Annotated in this window: 18 protein-coding genes and 1 riboswitch; of the genes, 13 read left to right on the top strand and 5 right to left on the bottom strand. The window is 48.3% G+C overall.

From position 1 onward, the window contains the following. The first annotated feature begins 61 nt into the window (after nt 1-61). Nucleotides 62-673 carry an SRPBCC domain-containing protein gene (locus tag ACPV3A_RS03645; protein ID WP_339294644.1) on the top strand — a complete coding sequence of 204 codons (612 nt, stop codon included), beginning with the start codon at nt 62-64 and terminating at the stop codon, nt 671-673. Nucleotides 674-1,783: 1,110 nt separating this feature from the next. Here the strand turns inward: ACPV3A_RS03645 and ACPV3A_RS03640 are convergent. After that, nucleotides 1,784-2,431 (bottom strand): transcriptional regulator, encoded by a 648-nt coding sequence (locus ACPV3A_RS03640; protein ID WP_339294643.1) that lies wholly within the window; start codon nt 2,429-2,431, stop codon nt 1,784-1,786. Between the two features lie 447 nt (nt 2,432-2,878). Here ACPV3A_RS03640 and ACPV3A_RS03635 point away from each other — a divergent pair, with 447 nt between their 5' ends. The 4 genes from ACPV3A_RS03635 (at nt 2,879) to ACPV3A_RS03620 (ending at nt 8,061) form a co-directional block, all read left to right on the top strand. Then, nucleotides 2,879-3,061 (top strand): GapA-binding peptide SR1P, encoded by a 183-nt coding sequence (locus ACPV3A_RS03635; protein WP_194544051.1) that lies wholly within the window; start codon nt 2,879-2,881, stop codon nt 3,059-3,061. A 656-nt stretch (nt 3,062-3,717) separates the two neighbouring features. Beyond that, nucleotides 3,718-4,572 (top strand): NAD-dependent epimerase/dehydratase family protein, encoded by an 855-nt coding sequence (locus ACPV3A_RS03630; RefSeq protein WP_426198180.1) that lies wholly within the window; start codon nt 3,718-3,720, stop codon nt 4,570-4,572. 578 nt (nt 4,573-5,150) lie between these two features. Then, complete coding sequence (locus ACPV3A_RS03625; RefSeq protein ID WP_426198179.1) at nt 5,151-6,452, top strand: DUF1963 domain-containing protein; 1,302 nt, start codon at nt 5,151-5,153, stop codon at nt 6,450-6,452. Nucleotides 6,453-6,579: 127 nt separating this feature from the next. After that, nucleotides 6,580-8,061, top strand: a complete 1,482-nt coding sequence (locus ACPV3A_RS03620; RefSeq protein WP_426198178.1) for a stalk domain-containing protein — start codon at nt 6,580-6,582, stop codon at nt 8,059-8,061. 182 nt (nt 8,062-8,243) lie between these two features. Here the strand turns inward: ACPV3A_RS03620 and ACPV3A_RS03615 are convergent, their stop codons facing one another. Continuing rightward, entirely contained in the window at nt 8,244-9,413 is a 1,170-nt protein-coding gene (locus ACPV3A_RS03615; RefSeq protein ID WP_426198229.1) for an MFS transporter, read from the bottom strand. 378 nt (nt 9,414-9,791) lie between these two features. On the opposite strand from ACPV3A_RS03615, the gene ACPV3A_RS03610 reads away from it, so the two are divergent. The 4 genes from ACPV3A_RS03610 (at nt 9,792) to ACPV3A_RS03595 (ending at nt 12,155) form a co-directional block, all read left to right on the top strand. Further along, nucleotides 9,792-10,373: a TetR/AcrR family transcriptional regulator gene (locus tag ACPV3A_RS03610; protein ID WP_426198177.1), complete on the top strand. Its 582-nt coding sequence runs from the start codon at nt 9,792-9,794 to the stop codon at nt 10,371-10,373. Between the two features lie 144 nt (nt 10,374-10,517). After that, nucleotides 10,518-11,021, top strand: coding sequence for a GNAT family N-acetyltransferase (locus ACPV3A_RS03605; RefSeq protein ID WP_426198176.1), 504 nt, complete (start codon nt 10,518-10,520; stop codon nt 11,019-11,021). A gap of 227 nt (nt 11,022-11,248) precedes the next feature. Then, nucleotides 11,249-11,533 carry an autorepressor SdpR family transcription factor gene (locus tag ACPV3A_RS03600; protein ID WP_015736836.1) on the top strand — a complete coding sequence of 95 codons (285 nt, stop codon included), beginning with the start codon at nt 11,249-11,251 and terminating at the stop codon, nt 11,531-11,533. Continuing rightward, nucleotides 11,517-12,155: an SdpI family protein gene (locus ACPV3A_RS03595; protein ID WP_194544045.1), complete on the top strand. Its 639-nt coding sequence runs from the start codon at nt 11,517-11,519 to the stop codon at nt 12,153-12,155. Before ACPV3A_RS03600 ends, ACPV3A_RS03595 begins: the two co-directional genes overlap by 17 nt. Before the next feature lie 171 nt (nt 12,156-12,326). Here ACPV3A_RS03595 and ACPV3A_RS03590 read toward each other — a convergent pair whose 3' ends face one another. Both ACPV3A_RS03590 and ACPV3A_RS03585 read right to left on the bottom strand, forming a co-directional pair. Continuing rightward, on the bottom strand, nt 12,327-13,310 hold the full coding sequence (locus ACPV3A_RS03590) for a glycoside hydrolase family 43 protein (RefSeq protein ID WP_194544044.1): 984 nt from the start codon (nt 13,308-13,310) through the stop codon (nt 12,327-12,329). A 126-nt stretch (nt 13,311-13,436) separates the two neighbouring features. Continuing rightward, nucleotides 13,437-14,069, bottom strand: a complete 633-nt coding sequence (locus ACPV3A_RS03585; protein ID WP_194544043.1) for a nitroreductase family protein — start codon at nt 14,067-14,069, stop codon at nt 13,437-13,439. A gap of 178 nt (nt 14,070-14,247) precedes the next feature. Between ACPV3A_RS03585 and ACPV3A_RS03580 the strand changes: the two genes are divergently transcribed. The 4 genes from ACPV3A_RS03580 to ACPV3A_RS03565 all read left to right on the top strand — a co-directional run bounded on the left by ACPV3A_RS03580 (nt 14,248) and on the right by ACPV3A_RS03565 (nt 18,629). Beyond that, a complete protein-coding gene (locus ACPV3A_RS03580; protein ID WP_220684231.1) occupies nt 14,248-15,594 on the top strand; it encodes a PLP-dependent aminotransferase family protein in 1,347 nt (448 codons plus the stop codon). A gap of 162 nt (nt 15,595-15,756) precedes the next feature. Further along, a riboswitch (cyclic di-GMP riboswitch) is annotated at nt 15,757-15,850 on the top strand. Between the two features lie 187 nt (nt 15,851-16,037). Next, complete coding sequence (locus ACPV3A_RS03575) at nt 16,038-16,787, top strand: GTP cyclohydrolase II (protein WP_426198175.1); 750 nt, start codon at nt 16,038-16,040, stop codon at nt 16,785-16,787. A gap of 17 nt (nt 16,788-16,804) precedes the next feature. Further along, the gene (gene ribD, locus ACPV3A_RS03570) at nt 16,805-17,959 is read left to right on the top strand and encodes a bifunctional diaminohydroxyphosphoribosylaminopyrimidine deaminase/5-amino-6-(5-phosphoribosylamino)uracil reductase RibD (protein ID WP_194544040.1); all 1,155 of its coding nucleotides are present in this window, start codon (nt 16,805-16,807) and stop codon (nt 17,957-17,959) included. Nucleotides 17,960-18,254: 295 nt separating this feature from the next. Then, a complete protein-coding gene (locus tag ACPV3A_RS03565; RefSeq protein ID WP_426198174.1) occupies nt 18,255-18,629 on the top strand; it encodes a winged helix-turn-helix transcriptional regulator in 375 nt (124 codons plus the stop codon). Nucleotides 18,630-18,701: 72 nt separating this feature from the next. On the opposite strand, the gene ACPV3A_RS03560 is transcribed toward ACPV3A_RS03565, so the two are convergent. Further along, the gene (locus ACPV3A_RS03560; RefSeq protein WP_194544038.1) at nt 18,702-19,778 is read right to left on the bottom strand and encodes an SDR family oxidoreductase; all 1,077 of its coding nucleotides are present in this window, start codon (nt 19,776-19,778) and stop codon (nt 18,702-18,704) included. Nucleotides 19,779-19,919 lie beyond the last annotated feature (141 nt).

Genomic DNA, 19,919 nt, shown 5'->3' with positions numbered 1-19,919 from the left:
TTGTCAGTGTTTGTATTATATAATGAACTCCAACAGATAGCGTCAGGGAGGAGAGAGCTCGATGGCAGGCACGATTTTTAAACAAGAAGTGATGAAAGCAACCGAACGTTCGTGGGAGGAATGGATTGTGGCCCTTGGGCAGGAAGTGGGCCCGCTCTGGTCACATGAGCAGATCCGAAACCATATCGTTGAGCAGCATCAAGTATCCGGGGAATGGGGCGAGTGGATCGCCGTCATGTATGAGCAGGTCATGGGGCGGGTGCCCGTCGGCTTATCCAAAGATGCCGGGGTGCAGATCGGGGTCAGAAAGACGATAGCCGCGACAAAAGAGAGGGTTTGGGATTTCCTCATGTCTTCCGAGGGGCTGTCATTATGGATCGGGGATGTTCCTTCTCTGGAGCTGCAGGTCGGGCATGAGTATGAATCGAAGGAAGGCGTGTCCGGCAAAATTACGGTGGTCGTACCCTACCATAAGCTGCGCTTGACTTGGAAACGCAAGGAGTGGGACAACCCGTCCCGGCTGCAAATCTATGTGTTGTCCACGAAGACTGGAAAAACAACCATCGCGATTCACCAGGAGATGCTGGATGATGTTTATATGAGAGAGATCATGAGGCGTTATTGGGATGAGATGCTGACGACGCTGCAAAACCGGATGATGGTGCCGAACTGAACAGATTCCGTTATATGGGACTCAGGGTTTATCAGCTGGATTGAATTGACTACTCCAACGTTATGAGGACTAAGGTTCGCTATTACGTCTCGTAGGGTGGGTTTAGGGTAATATGAGGACAGAGGTTCCGCTATTACGTCTGGATGGGTGGGTTTAGGGCAATATGAGGACACCAGTTCCGCTATTGCATAGAGAAGGGCGATAATTTGTGGTTTTTTAAGTAAATAGCGGATTCTGAGTCCGGAAGTACGGGAAAAGTGGCTGTTTTTTTCGGAATAACGGATCTGGTGTCCACTAGTATGTTTATTCGTCACTTGGGTATCTGCAGGAACTGATGCATGCACCCGTCAGGTACTGTGTTACAAGCTGACTTTAGAGATGAGCGGAGTTTAGAGATGTTTTTATGAGGCATGGTTTCGCGGTGGGCTACTGCGACGTTATGAGGACAGAGGTTCCGCTGTACGTCCTGACGGGTGGGTTTGGGTAATATGAGGACAGAAGTTCCGCTATTACGTCTGGATGGGTGGGTTTTGGGCAATATGAGGACACCAGTTCCGCTATTACATAGAGAAGGGTGATAGTTTGTGGTTTTATACGTAAATAGGGGATTCTGAGTCCGGAAGAACGGGAAAAGTGGCTGTTTTTTTCGGAATAACGGATCTGGTGTCCACTAGTTTGTTTATTCGTCATTTGGGTAACTGCAAGAACGGATACGTGCACCCGTCAGGTACTGTGTTACAAGCTGACTTTAGAGATGAGCGGAGTTTAGAGATGTTTTTATGAGGCGTGGTTTCGCGGTGGGCTACTGCGACGTTATGAGGACAGAGGTTCCGCTATACGTCCTGACGTGTGGGGTTGGGTAATATGAGGACAGAGGTTCCGCTATTACGTCTCGACGGGTGGGTTTTGGGCAATATGAGGACACCAGATCCGCTATTACATAAAGAATGGTGATAATTCGTGGTATTTAAAGTAAATAGCGGATTCTGAGTCCGGAAGTACGGGAAAAGTGGCTGTTTTTTTCGGAATAACGGATCTGGTGTCCACTAGTTTGTTTATTCGTCACTTGGGTATCGGCAGGAACTGATGCATGCTCCCGTCGGTACTGTGTTACAAGCGGAGTTTATAGGTACGGGCTCGTTGTTCACCGCTTGCTATGTCCAGTATCTGAAGCTTGACCAGTTTATGCAATAAGCGTCGGGTATGCCGGTCACTCACCCTAAGATGATTCGCGAGTTCTAATGGGGTTATCGGGCGCAGCAATCGCCGCGCAAATCGGACAGCTTCTGCCTCCAGCCAACTTAAGGACGCAGGTACATCTGACGCCACAAATCTGCCGACGAAGGATAAAATGAGCTGCTGGCATTGTTTTGGCTCTTCGACGATGGAGGGGTAAGCAATGGGAAGGAATGTCCAACCATCCAGTGCCAGTAAGCAGTGACGGCGGCATAAATCCTTAAACCTTCTTACGTCCAAATCGCGGGCATGCGGGCCGTATCCTTGGATTTCGATGCCTCCTCTCGCACCACCGGGCATGTAGGCAAGGTCTAAATAACGATAACCATTGCTGAAATCGCGTACTTCCCATTCCGGATGCAAGTCATTGAAATTACCGATTGCGGGAAACCACACTGAGCGCAGAAACTCGACGGTACCGTGGCCTAACCCTTTCTGAAGGATTTCGAGCCTGCGGGGATTCTTTTCATTCAAAATATTCGTGTGTATCCAGAGCTCATATTGTTGATCAAACCGTGACATGTTCATTTTTCCTCCTTAGTATTAGATGGAATGCGATTGCGCTAGAAAATAAAAAAGCCGCTCCATACAATGGAACCCCAATCCTTCATTGGGGCACTTTGCATAGAAGCGGCGTGTTCTTCACGTCCTTATGATGGCTAGTATAACTCGTGTTTTGCGGGTTTTGCAATAGTATTGCCTCCAGCTATGTGTGACAGCGATATAGTTCTTCCAAGATAAAAAACATGTGATTGCGTGATTTTTCGCAAATTCATGCCATGAAGCGCTTCATGTTACTACATGGAGCGCTTTTTTATATTATCCTCATAAATATGACGTCATATATAACGAAATTCAACAATTTAATGAATATATATTGTGTATTATTTATTTATATTGTACATTAATTACATGAAGATCATTATAAAAAATGCATAACAATCTGATACTGGAGAGGATGAGTGAAGCATGAACACTTCCGTTAAAAAGTTGGAAATGGGCGTCATCTTGTGCAGGCATTGCAGCGCTGAAGTCGATACGGTGGATACGAATCGAATCGCTACCTTCTATGGCGTGTGTGATCAGCCGGAGTGCCGGCAGCTGCACAGCCACATGCATGTATCAGTTAGTGATGTAACAGACGAAGAGTAATGATAGAAGAAGATTGTTCCCGCAAAAACGCACCCCTTGATGTGGTGCGTTTTTGCGTTGAACGAAGAGTGCTTATTGCTGCGGTGCTCTATCGCGCTTGTTGACGGCGGGTGCTGCGTGCTCTGTCGTGTTTCTAAAATTACGGAGTTTTATGCACTGTTTTACTACAATGCTAGTTCACGTACAGCGGTGCTCTATCGCGCTTGTTTAACTTCGGGTGCTGCATACCCTGTCGTGCTTGTCCAACTATGTGCTTTATGTACTTGTCTAACTACAATGCTTGGTTCACGTACAGCGGTGCTCTATCGCGTTTGTTGACTCCGGGTGCTGCGACTCTGTCGCGCTTGTAATACTACGATAATGTTGTGCATTTATCAAAAGGCGGTTGCACTATCCATGCTTGTCCCAATGCGTCCTGTCGTGCTTGCCAAACTACGATGCTCGGTCACGTTTGTCAAAAACGCGGGCGCCCTATACTCTATGCTCTTTCTAACTGTGGAGATAACCTCTCAATCGAATGAAATGGCATGGTTGACTTGATGAAAAGTGGTACTTATAGCTGCCCATCCGTCATGCTAAGATGAAACTGCCTATATCCCATTTTTGATGGGTGGGATCAATTATCTTCATATGCAGCGGAATGGAGGTTGTCATTTATGAAAATATTCGTAGCGGGCTCTACCGGCGTTATCGGCCAGCGTTTACTTCCCAGATTGGTGCAAGCCGGCCATGGAGTTATCGGCATGACCCACGACCCTCAGCGGAAAGGGCTGATCGAATCATGGAGAGCCAAGGGGATCGTTGCGGATGCCTTTGATCGGGAAGGGATCATAGCCTCGATAGGGGAAGTGCGGCCGGATGTCATTATCCACCAGCTCACTTCGTTAAGCCAATGGAATCTGGAGGACAATGCGAGGATTCGGATGGAGGGCACCCGTCATCTGGTAGAAGCCGCGCAGATCCACGGCGTTAAACGCATGATTGCCCAGAGCATTGCCTGGGCCTATGAACCCGGGGATTATCCCGCCACCGAGAACGTCCCTCTGGATGTCCAGGCGCCTCCGCCGCGCAAGTCTACGATAGACGGTATCATCTCGCTGGAACATGCCGTCGCACAACTGCCGAACCACGTCATTCTAAGGTACGGAATGTTCTACGGTCCCGGCACGTGGTACGACGCCAACGGAATCATGGCGGAAAAGGTACGAACTCGAGCTCTTCCAGCAACGGATGGCGTTATGTCATTTCTCCATGTCGAGGATGCGGCGAATGCCGCTTTGCAGGCATTGGAGTGGCCGACGGGGCCGGTCAATATCGTAGATGACGAGCCTGCTGCCGGTACGTTGTGGCTGCCGGTGTTTGCTGAGGGGCTGCACGCGCCTGCTCCAGCATATCAAGCGGGGAGCAAGCGCGGCGAGCGCGGCGCTTCGAACGCCAAAGCCCGGAAGGAGTACGGCTGGGAGCCGCTACATCCCACGTGGCGAACAGGGTTCGCGCAATCGCTGAGGTGAGCGAGCTTAGCGATGCGCCAACCGATTCCGCCGTTAAGAGTACATACACAAGGAGTATGCTATTCACAATGTACACCGTATCTGAAGGGATAACAATGTAGAGCACGTCCCGGACCACACACCGTGCGCTCAGGGAGCAGTGCTCACGATTCCATGGAGACGTTATAAGATTATTTTCAATTACCATGCTCCTAATATGCCGACACCCCATAGCCTTGCCGGTCGTGGTCTATAAGAGAGCTCCTTGTTGATATGGGAATGAAAAGAAAGCTATAGTTAATAAAGGAGATTCATGACCGTGAGGAAATAGGAGCCGGGATCCAGCTGAGGTGGACTTACCATAGAATAGGAGCCGGGATCCAGCTGAGGTGGACTTACCATAGAATAGGAGCCGGGATCCAGCTGAGGTGGACTTASCATAGAATAGGAGCCGGGATCCAGCTGAAATAGGAGCCGGGATCCAGCTGAGGTGGACTTACCATAGAATAGGAGCCGGGATCCAGCAGAGGTGGGCTTACCATAGAATAGGAGCCAGGATCCAGTTGAGTGAACTTGCCATAGATTAAGGAGGGGCTAGCATGACAGAACGGCTGCCATGCCGAAGCGAAGGATGTTCGGCAACGATATTACCGGGAACCGCGGCCAAGACCGGCGGTTATTGCATGCCGTGCAAGCAGGAGATGGAGCGTGCGGAACGGCAGCGTTACATAGAAGAAAATCGGAGAGATATCGACTTATACGAAGGGATTACAGATCCTGTAGAGATCCTTAAGATCATGCATGCCCCGCTGAAGCGGGATCCATTAATCCGGTATATTCCCTATCATCTGAAAAAAGAAGAGGTATATTCGGCGTTATCTCCATGCGAGGCCGATCGCTTGCTGACTTTTGCTCTTGATCTGCTGGAAGCAGGCGATGAGGACACCTGCCAAGAGATTCTTGTGTCCCTGGTCTGCTATCAGAACAAATCGCTTGAGTCCTGTATCCCGACATTGATGGAGCGCGGTATCTATTACCCCGGCATTCTGTTCAAAGATGCATCCGCCCGTAGCCGCGACGAGCTGCTTCAACAAGTGGAACAGGACAAGGATAACCGCAACCATCTGCTGCTCGCCCTGGCTTGGATCGGGGATGATCAGGTCGTGCACCAATTTCAAGAATGGAGGACCGTGCCTCCATCATGGGCGGAGGAATTATACGTCTCGCCTGAAGCTTATGCGCATGAGGGGGGCTGGGAGCTTACGGAGAAAGGAAGTAAGCGCCGGCTATTCTACCATGACAGCTACGCCATAGCGAAAATAGTGCCGTCAGAAAGCACCTATGCAGCAGAAGCTGAACCCGCAGAATTTCTGAAGGAGAATTCCGCTCTCTGTCCATGGTGCGGAAGCGGCCTGACCACCTTGACGGATCTGGACATCCGCCATCCGAAGCTTCATTTCTTGGGGTTGACCGGAGAGAGGCTGCGGGTGTGCACCTGTGTGAATTGCAGCTGTTACGATACGATCTATATGGATGTGGATTTCCACGGAAAATCCGAATGGAGCCAAGCTAATATTAATCCGGAATATCTACCGGAGCCTGATTCCGAGGAGGATGATAGAAGCTATGCGGCGGCGGGGCAGTCCTTACGGCTTGCGGACCATCCTCGCAACAGCTATTATGCGGCCTATTGGACGCTCGGTCCGGCGGTTTCGCAAATCGGCGGCTACCCGGCTTGGATTCAGGACGCCGTATATCCCTCCTGCTCCTGCTGTTCCCAAAGCATGACATTCATCGGGCAGCTGGATTGGGAACAGATCGAGGAGTATGGAGAAGGCATTTATTATATGTTCCTGTGCGCGGACTGCCAGGTGACGTCAACCTTGTTTCAGCAGACATAGGCTTGAATCCGGCAACCCTAAGTATTACGGATTTCAGCAAGCAAAACGGAAGCATACTATTTTTTCTATACTATCTTTTGTATGGTATTATATACCATTATAAAGATCGAGAATGGAGGCCTCATACGTGAAGGTATTGATTCGTAGAGTAGCTTATATGTTAGTGACGATATTGTTAGCAGTCAATTGTATGGCAATGGACAGTGTGGGAGCTGCCGAAGCTGTGCATGGAGATTCACCGCATACACCGGTAAGCGTGGCTGGCGGCAGCGGACATGGTGTTGCGGCATGGAGCGACGGCTCCGTGACTGCCTGGGGTTATAACAAGTCAGGTCAAGTAGGTGACGGGACTAGCATTCATCAATTGGTGCCAAAGCAAGTCGCGGGTTTAACTGATATTGTTCAGGTGGCGGCAGGGGACAATTCTTCATTTGCCTTGGACAAGAACGGGGACGTGTGGGCCTGGGGCGATTATTACTCTCCTTATATTAACGGGGATCCGTTGTTACCTTTCCAAAAACGGGGAGGGCTGATCAAGCTGGAAGGACTTAAGGATGTAGCCAGCTTGGCTATTTCAAACCATGGTTCTGTCGCATTGCATAAGGATGGGTCTGCAACGATATGGAATCCGACGTTTGATCCGAATGATCATTTAAAGATGACGGTAAAGTACTTTCCAATCAAGGGAGTCATAAATGCAAAAACAATAGTGGTCGCCGGACATGAGGCGCTGATTCTCGGTGATGACGGCAGCGTTAATATGTTAACGGTATATAACAGCTTCTACGATCGGTACCGGCTGGAACGCGAGTTCCGTGAGATTAAACCGCTGGTTACTTCCTCCATTGCCGGAATCGCTGCCAACTGGTCTGAAGTATTCCTGCTCCATGAGAACGGGACGGTGCTGCGGTGGAATGGAAATACGAAGGAGCAAGTACCGGTTGCGGTGAAGGGGCTTAAAGATATCCAAGAGATAAGAACGGGATTCAACCGTTTGTACATGGTTAAAAATGACGGCACGGTCTGGCAGTGGAATTATAAGGACCCGACGGCGAAGCCTTTTCAAGTGAAAGGTTTGACAGGTATAAAGGTGCTTTGGGGAAGCAATGGATATTCAGGTTATGCAACCAATCAGGAAGGTAAGCTGCTGGCTTGGGGAGAAGAGAAATATCAAGGCAGCGGCTCGCCTAACGAGAACGATGGGAATCCAGTCATGGTACAGCCTCCTCTGTCCTGGACGACAAACGGACAATCGGTTAGCTTCTACGGTTCTTCCGCTATTGTTAAAGGCAAGCTGTATGTACCGTATACTAGCGTTTTTGAAGCCCTCGGGATCAAAGTGAAGCGCGGACAGTCGAATCCGGATTCGAAACACGGAAATCATCGATTTCCGGTATGGTCTTTCTCTTATGGCGGGAATACCGTGTCCATTAAATCCAGTGATCCCGCCGTTGTATTGGTGAACGGGAAGATGACGCGAGAAGATGCCAGCATTCCATTCCTGGCTAATTCGAGCATGTTTCCATTGGAGTTGATCACGACAAAGCTTGGCATTCCGATGTCCTGGAATAAGACGACAGGCGAAGTGATCCTGGGGAAAACACCATAAGAATATGTTGAAGGCACGCCCATACGGCGTGTCTTTTGTTATTCTGAAGAACGCCATCCTTAACGCTAAATAGAGAGTTTCCAAAATGATTGACGTATGGGCTGGCAAGGCTGCTACTGTTCGTGGATATTCTAAAAGATCGCCACCCTGTGGGAGCGATCTATTGTAGTTTGAATTTATTGTCAATGGGCACCTTTATCGCCTTTGGTCACAGCCCAAAATATAAGAGCAACAGCGCTGACGGAGGCTCCAAGCACACAAACTCCATGCCAACCATACTGTGCATAGATATGGGTCGAAGCAATGGAACCGGCGGCACTTCCGATGGAATAAAAAATCATATACCCGGCAACCATGCGACTGCGCGCCTGCGGGCGCAATGCAAAAATCATACTCTGATTCGTGACATGCACCGCCTGTACCGCCAAGTCCAGCAGAATAATACCAATGACTAAGGCAAACAGGGACCGTTCTGTATAGCTGATCGGCAGCCATGACAGCAATAGCAGGGACAATGCAATTCCGGTCGTTCTTTGTCCGTAACCTCGATCGGCTTGCTTACCGGCTTTTGCTGCAGCCAATGCACCCACGACGCCTACGAGACCAAACGCCCCGATGGCAGAGTGCGAAAGGGATAGTGGCGGCGCGCTAAGAGGCAGCACTAATGGCGTCCACAAAATGCTGAAAGCTGTAAAAATCAGCATAGCCAAAACAGCGCGGACACGTAGTAGCCGTTCTTGAAGGAACAACACCAGTACCGACTTAAGCAGTTGAGAATAGGAAAGAGTTTTTACCTTACGCTCAACATTTGGCAGCACCTTATATAAGGCGTAAACCATGAGCAGCATCAACGCAGCAGAAACCAGATAAACCGAACGCCATCCTGCAAGATCCTTCAAAACTCCTGAAATGGTTCGCGCAAGAAGGATCCCGATCACAATTCCGCTGGTTACCATACCTACGGCTCGCCCTCGTTCAGCAGGAGCAGCTACGGTCGCCACGAACGCCACAATCGTCTGCGTTACTACGGCAAGCAATCCGACCAAAGCCAAACCTGCGAAGAGCATCGTGCCGGATGAAGCAGTACCAACGATCACGAGAGCCGCCATGGAGACTGCCATTTGACCGATAATTAACCGGCGCTGGTTCAGTAAATCCCCCAGAGGCACCAGCAGCAGCAGTCCCAATGCATAAAAGATCTGTGTGACGGTAATAAGAATTCCAATGACGGAATAGTCCATGTTGAACTCGTACGACAGCTCATCGAGCAGCGGCTGAGCGAAGTAGATATTGGCAACTGACATGCCGCAAGCAATCGCAAACAATAACGTAACGTAACGAGTCAGAGGCATACGATTACCGGATTTGGCCGTGGTCACCGTCCCCTGTGACGCATTAGCGGCTGTTTCGTTATGGACCGCTTTTTTTGCTATCATCTCTTCCATTGTGTGCATCCAACCCTTTCAATTTATATATGTACTGATCGGTATGATAAATCGCACGATAAATATATCCCACCCTTACGATCTATGTCAACAGGTTTATTTCGAACGTTAAGGAACAACGGAATTTTCTAAAATAAATCTGCAATATACAGAAAATCGATGTTTGACAAAAGCATCCTCGCATCATAAAATTAATTATACTGATTGGTAATGAAAAGGGCTCTTTACTCCCTTTGTGATCATGAAGTTTTCCTTAAAATCAAATGTAACGAGAGGTAATTCATTATGGGACGAGTCCGCGAATTTGATGAAGAGAAAGTATTAGATGCAGCGATGCAGTTATTTTGGGAGAAGGGATATGAGGCTACCTCATTAAGCGATTTGACTTCCAGAATGGGCATTCAGCGGCCCAGTATATACTCAGCCTTTGGAGACAAGAAGGAGCTGTTCGAAACAGCTCTGCGCAAATACACGATGTCACATGCTTCCGAGGCGCGGACAAGGCTGCAAAACCATCGATCGGTCAGGGAGGCGTTTCGGGCTTTTTTTGAAAATGTGGTTGATGAGGAATATTCCGAAAGCCGCAGCCGAGGGTGCTTTTGCATCAATACGATGGTCGAGCTTGCGCCTCATGATGAGAAATTTGAAATTCTGACAAGGGAGCATCAGATGTACCTGGCGGTCATATTCCAAGAAACCATTGAACGAGGCATACAATCGGGCGAGCTTGCGAGCGGCACGGACGCGAAAGCTTTATCCCAAGCGCTGATCGTATCGCTGATTGGGTTGACCGTCATGTTGAAATCCCGTCCGGAGCGCTCATTCGTAAATAATACGATAGAGGTGACTCTTACATTGCTTGAATAAAAGGGTGTCTGTAATGAAACGTAAAGGTATTATCCCACCCAAGTAATTCGTGGGATGACGTTGAGTTTCATGTTTACATGTTGTTGCAGCCGTCCAAGCATAGTAAAATGTTCTAAAAAAACAATAGTAGGTGCATCGATGAATATGAACATACGGACAGGACGAATAGAGGAGCTTCAAGAAATCATGGCTTTGATAGCCCGCTGTGTTGCGGTCATGCAGGCTGGAGGCAGCGATCAATGGGATGATCAGTATCCGAACCGAGAGGTCATTGGTGAGGATTTGCAGCGGGGAACATTGTTTGCAGCTGAGGGCGAAGGCCGCATCTTAGGGATCATCGTCCTTGACGAATCGCAGGCTGAGCAGTATGAGACCATTAACTGGAAGCAGATGAAAGGGCCTCATTTAATGATGCATCGGCTTGCTGTCGATCCGGAAGCCCAAGGACAGGGAGTAGCGCGAAAACTGATAGCCTTCTCCGAGGAATATGCCATGCGAGAGGGCTACACGAGTCTACGATTGGATACCTATGCCAAGAACACGGCTGCGCTCAAGCTGTATCAAGGCTTAGGTTATGACCTGCGGGGAGAAGTGAATTTCCCGGGGAGAGCGGCAAGCTTTCCGGTATTTGAGAAGGTGCTTGGATAAACAGGCCGTGAAGCAAGCCTGCTATGGATCAGCGCGTAATGCGGGTCCGTGGCGGGCTTTTGTTGTTTATAGGAAAACTACGATTACTATCATGGCGATGGGGCTTGTCGGGATGCCCATTTTACCTTCTATTTAGATTTTTTTCAAAATAGGTATTGCAATTGGATGCAGGGATAAGCGATAATGTATTTAGATGAAATTCTAAATAGAAATATGGGTGATGCACATTGGGGTTTCCGGAAACATTCAAAGCGTTATCTGATCCGGTGAGACGGGACATCCTGGTTATGCTCAAACGCGGCAAAATGTCAGCCGGAGAGATCGGCCAGCATTTCGATATGACCGGGGCGACCATTTCGTATCATCTGTCGCAGCTGAAGAAGGCCGGTCTGATATTTGAAACGAAATATAAGAATTATATTTACTATGAGATCAACGTGTCCGTCTTCGAAGAAATCATGCTGTGGTTTTCACAATTTAACGGGGGGAAACAAGATGAGGAAAAAGAATAGTTCGATGCTGGTTATAACAACGCTGATATGTTTATTGCCGATTATTTTATCGATGACGCTGTATAACCAATTGCCTGAGCAGGTGGCTGTTCACTGGGACGCGGCGGGCAATCCGGATAATTATGTGTCGAAGGCGGTTGCGGCGTTTGTGCTTCCGTTGATTACAGCGGTTATTAACGTCATAGTCAATGTAGCGCTTAACAACGATCCAAAGAAAATGAACGCTGCCCCGGTTTTAAGAACGATGGGTCTATGGCTCATCCCCGCGCTGTCTCTCATTCTCATGCCGATCACGCTGTTCAAGGCCATGGGGGCCGAGCTGCCGATCCAGACGATTGCACCGGCGCTCGTGGGCATGCTGCTCGTGGTCACCGGAAATTATTTGCCGAAGAGCAAACAGAACTATACGGTGGGCATCAAGCTGCCTTGGACGCTGAACAGCCAGAATAATTGGAATAAAACGCATCGTTTTGCGGGATACCTGTGGATGGCAGGCGGAGCGTTCATGATCCTGACGGCGTTTCTGAAGATGAACCTTGCCGTCGCAATCGTTCCTGTCATTATATTGATTGTGGCGGCTCCGGCGATTTACTCTTTCTCTTTGTTTAAAAAGGGCGTGTAACGGGCGGGGCTGCAACACATAAACGTCCTGAACGGCCAGCAAGCTGACTCCATGAACGATGGGGCAGCTTGTTTTATTATACGGCAGAGCGCGAGTTTATCCGTATCGGGAACAGAAAATGAAATGAAAAAGCTGGACTCCATACTCTTGGAATCCAGCCTTCCCCGTGCCTTATTTGTCGTACGGATGAATCGTCTGAATGGTGCCGTCCTCATTGTAGGTCAGCTCGGTAAACTTGACGCTGCGTTTGTTGTCCGCTCCGCCGGAAAGGGAGCTGTCATGGTAGAAGAGGTACCATTTATCCTGGAACTGAACGATGGAGTGATGGGTCGTCCAGCCGATTACGGGGGTTAGAATCGTGCCTTTGAACTCGAAAGGCCCCGTTGGACTTTGACTCGTGCCGTAGACGATTTTGTGTGTTGAGCCGGTGGAATAAGAAAGATAGTAGGTTCCGTTGTATTTATGGACCCAAGGTCCTTCAAAATATCTCCGCTCTTCATCCCCTGCAACAATCGGGTTGCCTTTGTCATCGACGATGGATATTTCTTGGGGCGCCTCTTTGAAAGTGAGCATGTCATCGCTCAGCTCAGCGACCCGCGGTCCGATGGCAGGCGCGTCTGCGGGAGGCCCTTCCGCATCCGGAATGTGCGATCCGGTCTGCCATTGTTCCAGCTGTCCACCCCAGAGGCCGCCGAAGTAAATATAGGCACGGTTGTCGTCATCCACGAATACGGCGGGGTCGATGCTGTAGCTGCCCGGGATGTAATGAGGCTCCGGTTTAAAGGGGCCGTAAGGCGACGAGCTTGTTGCTACGCCAAGACGGAAAATATCGTCATGATCCCTGGCAGGGAAGTATAAATAGTAAGTGTCGTTCTTGAAGGCAGCATCCGGTGCCCACATTTGCTTCTTCGCCCATGGCACATCCTTCACATGAAGAGCTTCGCCATGGTCCACGCAGGGAGCATCCACATTCTCCATCGAGAGAACATGGTAGTCTTCCATGTCATACTGGTCGCCGTTATCATTGGACGTGTTCTCATGATCCAGGTCATGGGATGGATAAATATAAATTTTACCCTCGAATACGTGGGCGGATGGGTCTGCAGTATAGATATGGGTTACGATCGGTTCGTTAGGCTGTACGGGCTTGTTCATTACGGTTCCTCCTTGGATCATCACTTTGTAAGCGCTTGTATTCATTTTATCAGACGTGTTCCTCTCCAAAAACCTAATAAAATTAGGTTTTTCACCTAAAAATATTAGATCTTTTTGGATTGAGCATTAGAAGTGATTCCAAAAGACCGTCTCTTCTAGGGGTAAACGGGTTGAAGGATGAGCCGGTACGGACTTCTTACCGATCGCAACCAGCATAACGGGGATCAAATGGCGCGGAACCCCGAATGCTTCAATAAAAAGGCTTGAGTTGTATCCGCCCATCGGGCATGAATCAAGACCGCGCGCCCTTGCAGCCAGCATGAGCTGCATGGCGGCCATGGAGGCGCTCCGTATCGCTTCTTCCCGGGCAAGTTCAGGCGCATTGGTGTAGGAATTCATTATTTGCCGGACCAGATTCGTTTTGACCTCCTCTGGCATGAATCCTGCCTGAACCGCTTGGTCATATATCGCTTCAGCATGTTGATGGGCCCGCAGGTTTCCCAAAACCGCGATGATAGCGGAGGCTTCTACGATTTGCCTTTGTCCATATGCGATGGGTAACAATTTGTCTTTGGTGGCCTTATCTGTAATGGCAAGATACGTCCAATGCTGCAGATTCCAGGCAGAAGGTGCGGTACTCGCAATCTCTAGCATTTCTTTAATCTCATCATGACTGAGGTTGTGTTGGGGATCAAAATGTTTAACCGCTTGACGTTCACGTACAGTAGTTAAAAAATCGGCATGCGAAATGGATGGCATGTGAATCAGCTCCCTATCGTAGTTATCTTCATTCTTAAGGCCGGGAAGGTGTTCCCAACACAGCGAACGGTTACTTGAATATAGGATAATGATGGGTTCGAAACCATACCCTATTTTGACAACTGTACCGATACAGTGTTGAGATCCTGTATAATAAGAGTCGCGAGGGGGCGGGGTAATGAAAAAATATTTATCCATTCTTACCGATATGGAATCGAAAATTCAGGAAGGCCAATATCGTTCAGGGCAGAAGCTTCCTTCCGTTCGAAGTGCGGCACAATCCTACGGGTGCAGCATTAGTACGGTGATTCGTGCTTATACTGAACTTGAGAAACGGCACGCCATTTATTCGGTTTCGCAAAGCGGTTATTATGTAGTCCAGAAAGATGGGGATTCGAATAACATGGATAAGAGTTTGATTGATTTTGCGTCGGCTTCTCCGGACGTGAACGTATTCCCGTATCTGGATTTTCAGCATTGCCTGAACAAGGCGATTGATACCTATAAATATGAGCTGTTTACCTATGGTGATCCGCAAGGAATGGAGAAACTGCGCCGCACCCTGGTCTCCCATTTGGCAGGAGCTCAAGTGTTCACTTCCGCGGAGAGGATTATGATTACGGCAGGCGCCCAGCAGGCGCTTGAGATTTTGACAAAAATGCCGTTTCCCGGCGGAAAGTCCGTCATTCTGGTCGAACAGCCCAGCTACAATAATTATTTACAGCTGTTGGAGAGTGAAGGAGTGCCCGTTATCGGAATCACCCGCACGGCAGCGGGGATCGACCTGAAGGCTCTGGAGGAGCAATTTCGATCCGGACATATTAAATTTTTCTATACGATGTCGAGATACCATAATCCGCTGGGCAACTCCTACACCGCAGAGCAGAGAAAGGCCATTGCTAACCTGGCGGCGAAATATGATGTTTATATCGTGGAAGACGATTATATGGCTGATCTAGGCGAGGAACGGGGATATGATCCCATCTATGCCTACAACCGAACATCGCATGTGGTGTATTTGAAGAGCTTCTCGAAGATTATTTTCCCAGGATTGCGCCTGGGAGCCGTCGTCCTGCCGGAACGTTTGCTCGATACGTTCCGTGCTTTTAAAAGTTATGGGGATACGTCGCTGCTGTCCCAAGCGGCGCTTGAAATTTATATTAGCAACGGAATGTATGAACGGCATAAACAGAAGATTTACAGCCAGTATGAAACCCGAATGCAAGCCCTGAATGCGGCTGTGCAGCGATACGAGGGAGCCGGATGGATTGAAGCCGTGCCTGGCGACGGCGGCATATATAAGCTGTTTAAGCTGCCGCAGACCGTTAACCTGGAGCGGTTGATCAGGCGGCTGAAAGAGCGGAACATTCATGTGGTGTCCGGCAAGCTGTTCTATCTATCTAACAACCTTATGCGCGAGAAGTTTATACGTATCAGCATTTCCAGAGCACGATTGGATCAGATTGAGGAAGGGGTTCAAGCGATCGTTGAGGAAGTGAAGCGGGAAGAAGGCAATCTATGGTGATTCTTTCGGGTCATGTTTATATTTAGGTTGCATTTCATAAAAATGTATTTTATATTCATCTGGTAGTTATATGATAAAAAGCTATTACTTTCGATTGTTTCCGATATGGTGTGTTCTTCCATATTCGGCAATGATCGCGGATTTATTTTATGAAATGACATCGTACGATAATGGCAAACCCACTGAAAAGTGGCGACGCAAAGCTATAGGGGCTAAGGCGGATCACTCGTATCCGCTATGCTAGCCAGTTACCGAATACGACGGAAAAGCCTCCGTCTATTCAGACAGGGGCTTTTTGTGTTTATTTATAAAAAAATTCCATTTCCCAACCAAATTCTTTAAGGTTGGAGAAGTAGTAGCTGACGTAAAAACTGCCAACGTTTTCAAGGAGGGAAACAAACCAATCGATTGATCCCCATCTAAACCAACAAGGAGTTGTATTCATGATTATGGACCAGGTCAGGAAATTGCTAGCTAGTAAATTAACCATTCTTAAACAGCCGGAATGTCCCAACATCGGTCTTGTTGGTCCCGTTCGGCTCCCTGTGCAGTTGGAGGACCATGAGGCTGTATTTAAATGGTATACATGGTTAAATACAGGCAATTCATTTATGGATAAGAATGACATTCTGGAATCATTATCTCAGGCAGATCTCACTTCACATCAGCAGTCTTCCGTACTAGTATATGGCGATTTTGCCAATGAGGAGCATGCCTTGATACGGATGCACAGCATTTGCCATACGGGAGATATCTTTGGAAGTAAACGATGCGATTGCGGCTACCAACTGCGGCAATCCATGCGCATGATCATTGAAAACGGTAGTGGAGCTCTCTTTTATTTGGCGAATCACGAGGGTCGCGGAATAGGGCTTTTCCCAAAATCGTTAGCTTATCTTTTGCAAGATGAGGGGTGCGATACTGTAGAGGCCAATCTAAGCCTTGGCTTTGCAGATGACCATCGATCTTATGATGAAGCCATACGTGTACTCCAAAGCTTGCGGCAAAAACCAGTCACCCTTATTACAAACAACCCTAGAAAGCTGCAGTCTTTGCGGGAAAAGGGACTTTTAACCGATCATCATAAATCCATTTGGGGAGATGTATCCGAGCATAATAATCGGTATTTGGCAACGAAGATCGAAAAATCGGGTCATATTTACGACTCTTTGGTGGAGACCGCTTTATTATGATGGGGAGTGTTAATCATATGAAATTAGACCAACAATTTATGAAGCTGGCATTGGATTTGGCAGGTACGGCCAGTGGGAAAACCAATCCGAACCCGGTCGTTGGCGCACTGATAGTCAAAGACGGACAAGTAGTCGGCGCAGGTGTTCATAGAAAGGCTGGGGAACCTCACGCAGAGGTACACGCATTCCGGATGGCTGATGGGTATACCGAAGGCGCAACGCTCTATGTTACGCTGGAACCAAGCCCTCAATCCTCTCCTTGCATAGAATTAGTCTTAAATTCGGGAGTCGCAAGAGTTGTCGTGGCGATGGAGGATCCGAATCCGAAGGTGGCCGGAAGAGGCATTCAATTATTGAGAGAGAATGGAATAGAAGTTGATGTGGGTGTATTGGGGAAGGAAGCCGAGTTACTTAATGAACGATTCGTGCACAATATGTCAAAACGACGTCCGTTTATCATTTCCCAGGTAGCCATGACGCTTGACGGAAAAATTGCCGCGTCAACGGGGCATTCTAAATGGGTTACATGTGATGAAACACAGCTTGTAGTACATAAATTAAGAAACAAAGTCGACGCCATATTAGTAGGAATTAATACGGTTTTGGCCGATGATCCGCTCCTTACGACCCGACTGCCGGAAGAAAGTGGGAAGAATCCCATACGGGTAATTTTAGATTCGAATTTGAGGTTGCCCGAAGATGCCAAAGTTACCGATTGTTCGGAAGCAATGACATGGGTAGTCACGAAGGAGGGGGCTGATCCGGGAAGAGTACACATGCTGCAGCAAAAAGGAATTGAAGTTCTGTTCGTTCCAGTGAACCGTTTCGGGCTGGACCTCCATGCATTATCGGATATGTTATATCAGCGAGGTGTTACCGACCTGCTGGTAGAAGGAGGCAGCGAAGTAAATGGATCCTTCCTTCGGGCCAACCTTATTGATAAATGGATGATTTATATTGCTCCCAAAGTGTTGGGGGGACGGCAATCCTTCTCCCCCTATGGCGGCTCGGATTTGGAATTAATGGATGACGCGGTACGCGTAAAGATTCAATCTGTACAACAAATCGGTGAAGATATTTGCATTACCGCTTATCCGAATTACGATTATTCCATGTCTAAAAGTTCCTGCGTAACAGATAATCTTAATGAACTTTCCTTGAATAGTTATTAGTGAATAGACAAATAGAGTAAATGATATTATGGATGATAGAAACGGCAGTGGGATACCTAACTGCCGTTTTTTTTCTCATCCATATATTCGAATCTATAATCGTCAGCTTATTCAAATCATCCAACTGGTTATCAGGTGCCCTGTTGATAGCATAAATCAGATGGTATATCTTTGTAAGAGACATTTTATGTAGAACTGCTGATAAATCGTATGAATACATGCTCTAAGCAAGGGGGAAAATGATATGCTTGTTGGAGAAGAAGGGTTCAGCATATCGAAAGGAAGATGAGTACGCATGGAAAATCCTAATAAAGTCTACAATACTGCGGTGGAAGCAACGCTGGAGGTCATTGGCGGGAAGTGGAAACCGGTCATTCTCTTTCATCTTACTTTCGGTAAAAGACGAAATAGCGAATTTTTAAGCCTGATTCCCCAGATCACGCAAAAAATGCTGACACAGCATCTGCGGGAGCTGGAGGAGGAGGGCGTTATCGTACGAAAAACGTACAATCAGGTTCCACCCAAGGTAGAGTATGAACTGAGCGAGTATGGCTGGAGCTTGAAGGGAATTCTCCATTTGATGTGCCGATGGGGCGATATTCATATCGAGCGAAAATACGGCGAATCCGCCATGGTGCTGGAGAAGCCTGCATTTGAGGATCGTCATTAACAGGTATGATAAATGAAGGAGCCGACTATTCCACGTATAGTCGGCTCTTTGTCATGCAGCTTGCGCGATAACTTAGGGAATGACTTTACGCCGCCGGAGCTCGTCAAAGATGTTCATGAACATGGCCTCTGTATCGACATACTCATGAAATCCGAAGCGGCGGGCCTTCGAACCGTCTGCAAAGAAATCATAATCCCATGAGAACACAAAATCACCGAACTTCCAGGAGGAAACCTCTTGATACGTGTGCTCCGCAAGTCCATGCTTCTCAACCATACGATTCCAGATCGGCTCTTTATCTGCCATGACAACTTCCAGATTCATCTGTAGAGGCGGTGCGGTTTCCATCTCAAAATACTGCGCAATCTTCGGCCATAACTCGTTCCAACGGAACAGATCCCCATTCGTGATGTTAAATGCTTGATTGGCGCATCGTTCATCGGTTGCGGCCCATACTGTAGCCTTCGCGAGCAGATCGGCATCGGTCATCTCCAGCAGACTGTGATAGGCCCCCGGCTTACCTGGAAAACGCAGAGGTATGCCGAGCTCTTTCGAAATCGAGGCATAGACGGCAATGACCATCGCCAGATTCATCGGATTTCCAAGGGCGAAGCCGCTGACTACGGATGGACGCAGGGCTGACCAGGTCCAGGTTTTGCCTTGCTGCCGCTCCTCGAGGAAGTTCTGCTGATCGATATTGAATTCTGGCGGCATATGGTTTGCATCCGTCTCCCGTGCTGGCGTTTTGAATGGACCGAGATGAGCACCGTATACCTTGTATCCCTGCATCAGGCTGACATGCTGCAGGTTGGCGGCAATGGGCTCGATAGCTTCCACAACATGAACGAGCATTGCCAGATTCGGGGCAACGAGCTCGGCCCAAGTTGGCCGGTCCTGATAGGCGGCATAGAAGATGTGCGTTACTTCCGATAAGTGACTTAATTTGGCGACCGTATCCTCGCGATCAAGCAAATCGGCCGATAGATAGCTTATACGTTTCGTGGATTCGCCGCCTCGGCGCGATACGCCGACGATATTCCAATCGGGAAGCGTCGCAAGGTATTCGATGAGGTTGCGGCCGATCACCCCGTTGGCCCCTACTACCAATGCCGTCTTTTGCGAATGATGTGAACGTTGATCTGTATTCATATATTCATCTCCTAACGTCTTGTTCTTGATTAATGTCATTTTGCACGTTAGGGTTCGGCTTGGGAAGTACGCACTTTGAAGTGACCTAGTCACTTTTTGGTAATGTTTAAGCAATGCCAACAGGGATGACATGAGTTTAAA

It is taken from the genome of Paenibacillus sp. Dod16, from assembly GCF_049893405.1.
Lineage (GTDB): Bacteria > Bacillota > Bacilli > Paenibacillales > Paenibacillaceae > Paenibacillus_AQ.
This window is presented reverse-complemented; position numbering and strand designations above follow the sequence as displayed.

Coding starts and splice junctions, on each gene's coding strand:
- ACPV3A_RS03590 (WP_194544044.1), bottom strand. CDS start 13,310: ATGAACAAGCCCGTACAGCCTAACGAACCGATCGTAACCCATATCTAT.
- ACPV3A_RS03630 (WP_426198180.1), top strand. CDS start 3,718: ATGAAAATATTCGTAGCGGGCTCTACCGGCGTTATCGGCCAGCGTTTA.
- ACPV3A_RS03645 (WP_339294644.1), top strand. CDS start 62: ATGGCAGGCACGATTTTTAAACAAGAAGTGATGAAAGCAACCGAACGT.
- ACPV3A_RS03585 (WP_194544043.1), bottom strand. CDS start 14,069: ATGCCATCCATTTCGCATGCCGATTTTTTAACTACTGTACGTGAACGT.
- ACPV3A_RS03575 (WP_426198175.1), top strand. CDS start 16,038: ATGATTATGGACCAGGTCAGGAAATTGCTAGCTAGTAAATTAACCATT.
- ACPV3A_RS03595 (WP_194544045.1), top strand. CDS start 11,517: ATGAGGAAAAAGAATAGTTCGATGCTGGTTATAACAACGCTGATATGT.
- ACPV3A_RS03635 (WP_194544051.1), top strand. CDS start 2,879: ATGAACACTTCCGTTAAAAAGTTGGAAATGGGCGTCATCTTGTGCAGG.
- ACPV3A_RS03615 (WP_426198229.1), bottom strand. CDS start 9,413: ATGCCTCTGACTCGTTACGTTACGTTATTGTTTGCGATTGCTTGCGGC.
- ACPV3A_RS03610 (WP_426198177.1), top strand. CDS start 9,792: ATGGGACGAGTCCGCGAATTTGATGAAGAGAAAGTATTAGATGCAGCG.
- ribD (WP_194544040.1), top strand. CDS start 16,805: ATGAAATTAGACCAACAATTTATGAAGCTGGCATTGGATTTGGCAGGT.
- ACPV3A_RS03640 (WP_339294643.1), bottom strand. CDS start 2,431: ATGTCACGGTTTGATCAACAATATGAGCTCTGGATACACACGAATATT.
- ACPV3A_RS03565 (WP_426198174.1), top strand. CDS start 18,255: ATGGAAAATCCTAATAAAGTCTACAATACTGCGGTGGAAGCAACGCTG.
- ACPV3A_RS03625 (WP_426198179.1), top strand. CDS start 5,151: ATGACAGAACGGCTGCCATGCCGAAGCGAAGGATGTTCGGCAACGATA.
- ACPV3A_RS03560 (WP_194544038.1), bottom strand. CDS start 19,778: ATGAATACAGATCAACGTTCACATCATTCGCAAAAGACGGCATTGGTA.
- ACPV3A_RS03605 (WP_426198176.1), top strand. CDS start 10,518: ATGAACATACGGACAGGACGAATAGAGGAGCTTCAAGAAATCATGGCT.
- ACPV3A_RS03580 (WP_220684231.1), top strand. CDS start 14,248: ATGAAAAAATATTTATCCATTCTTACCGATATGGAATCGAAAATTCAG.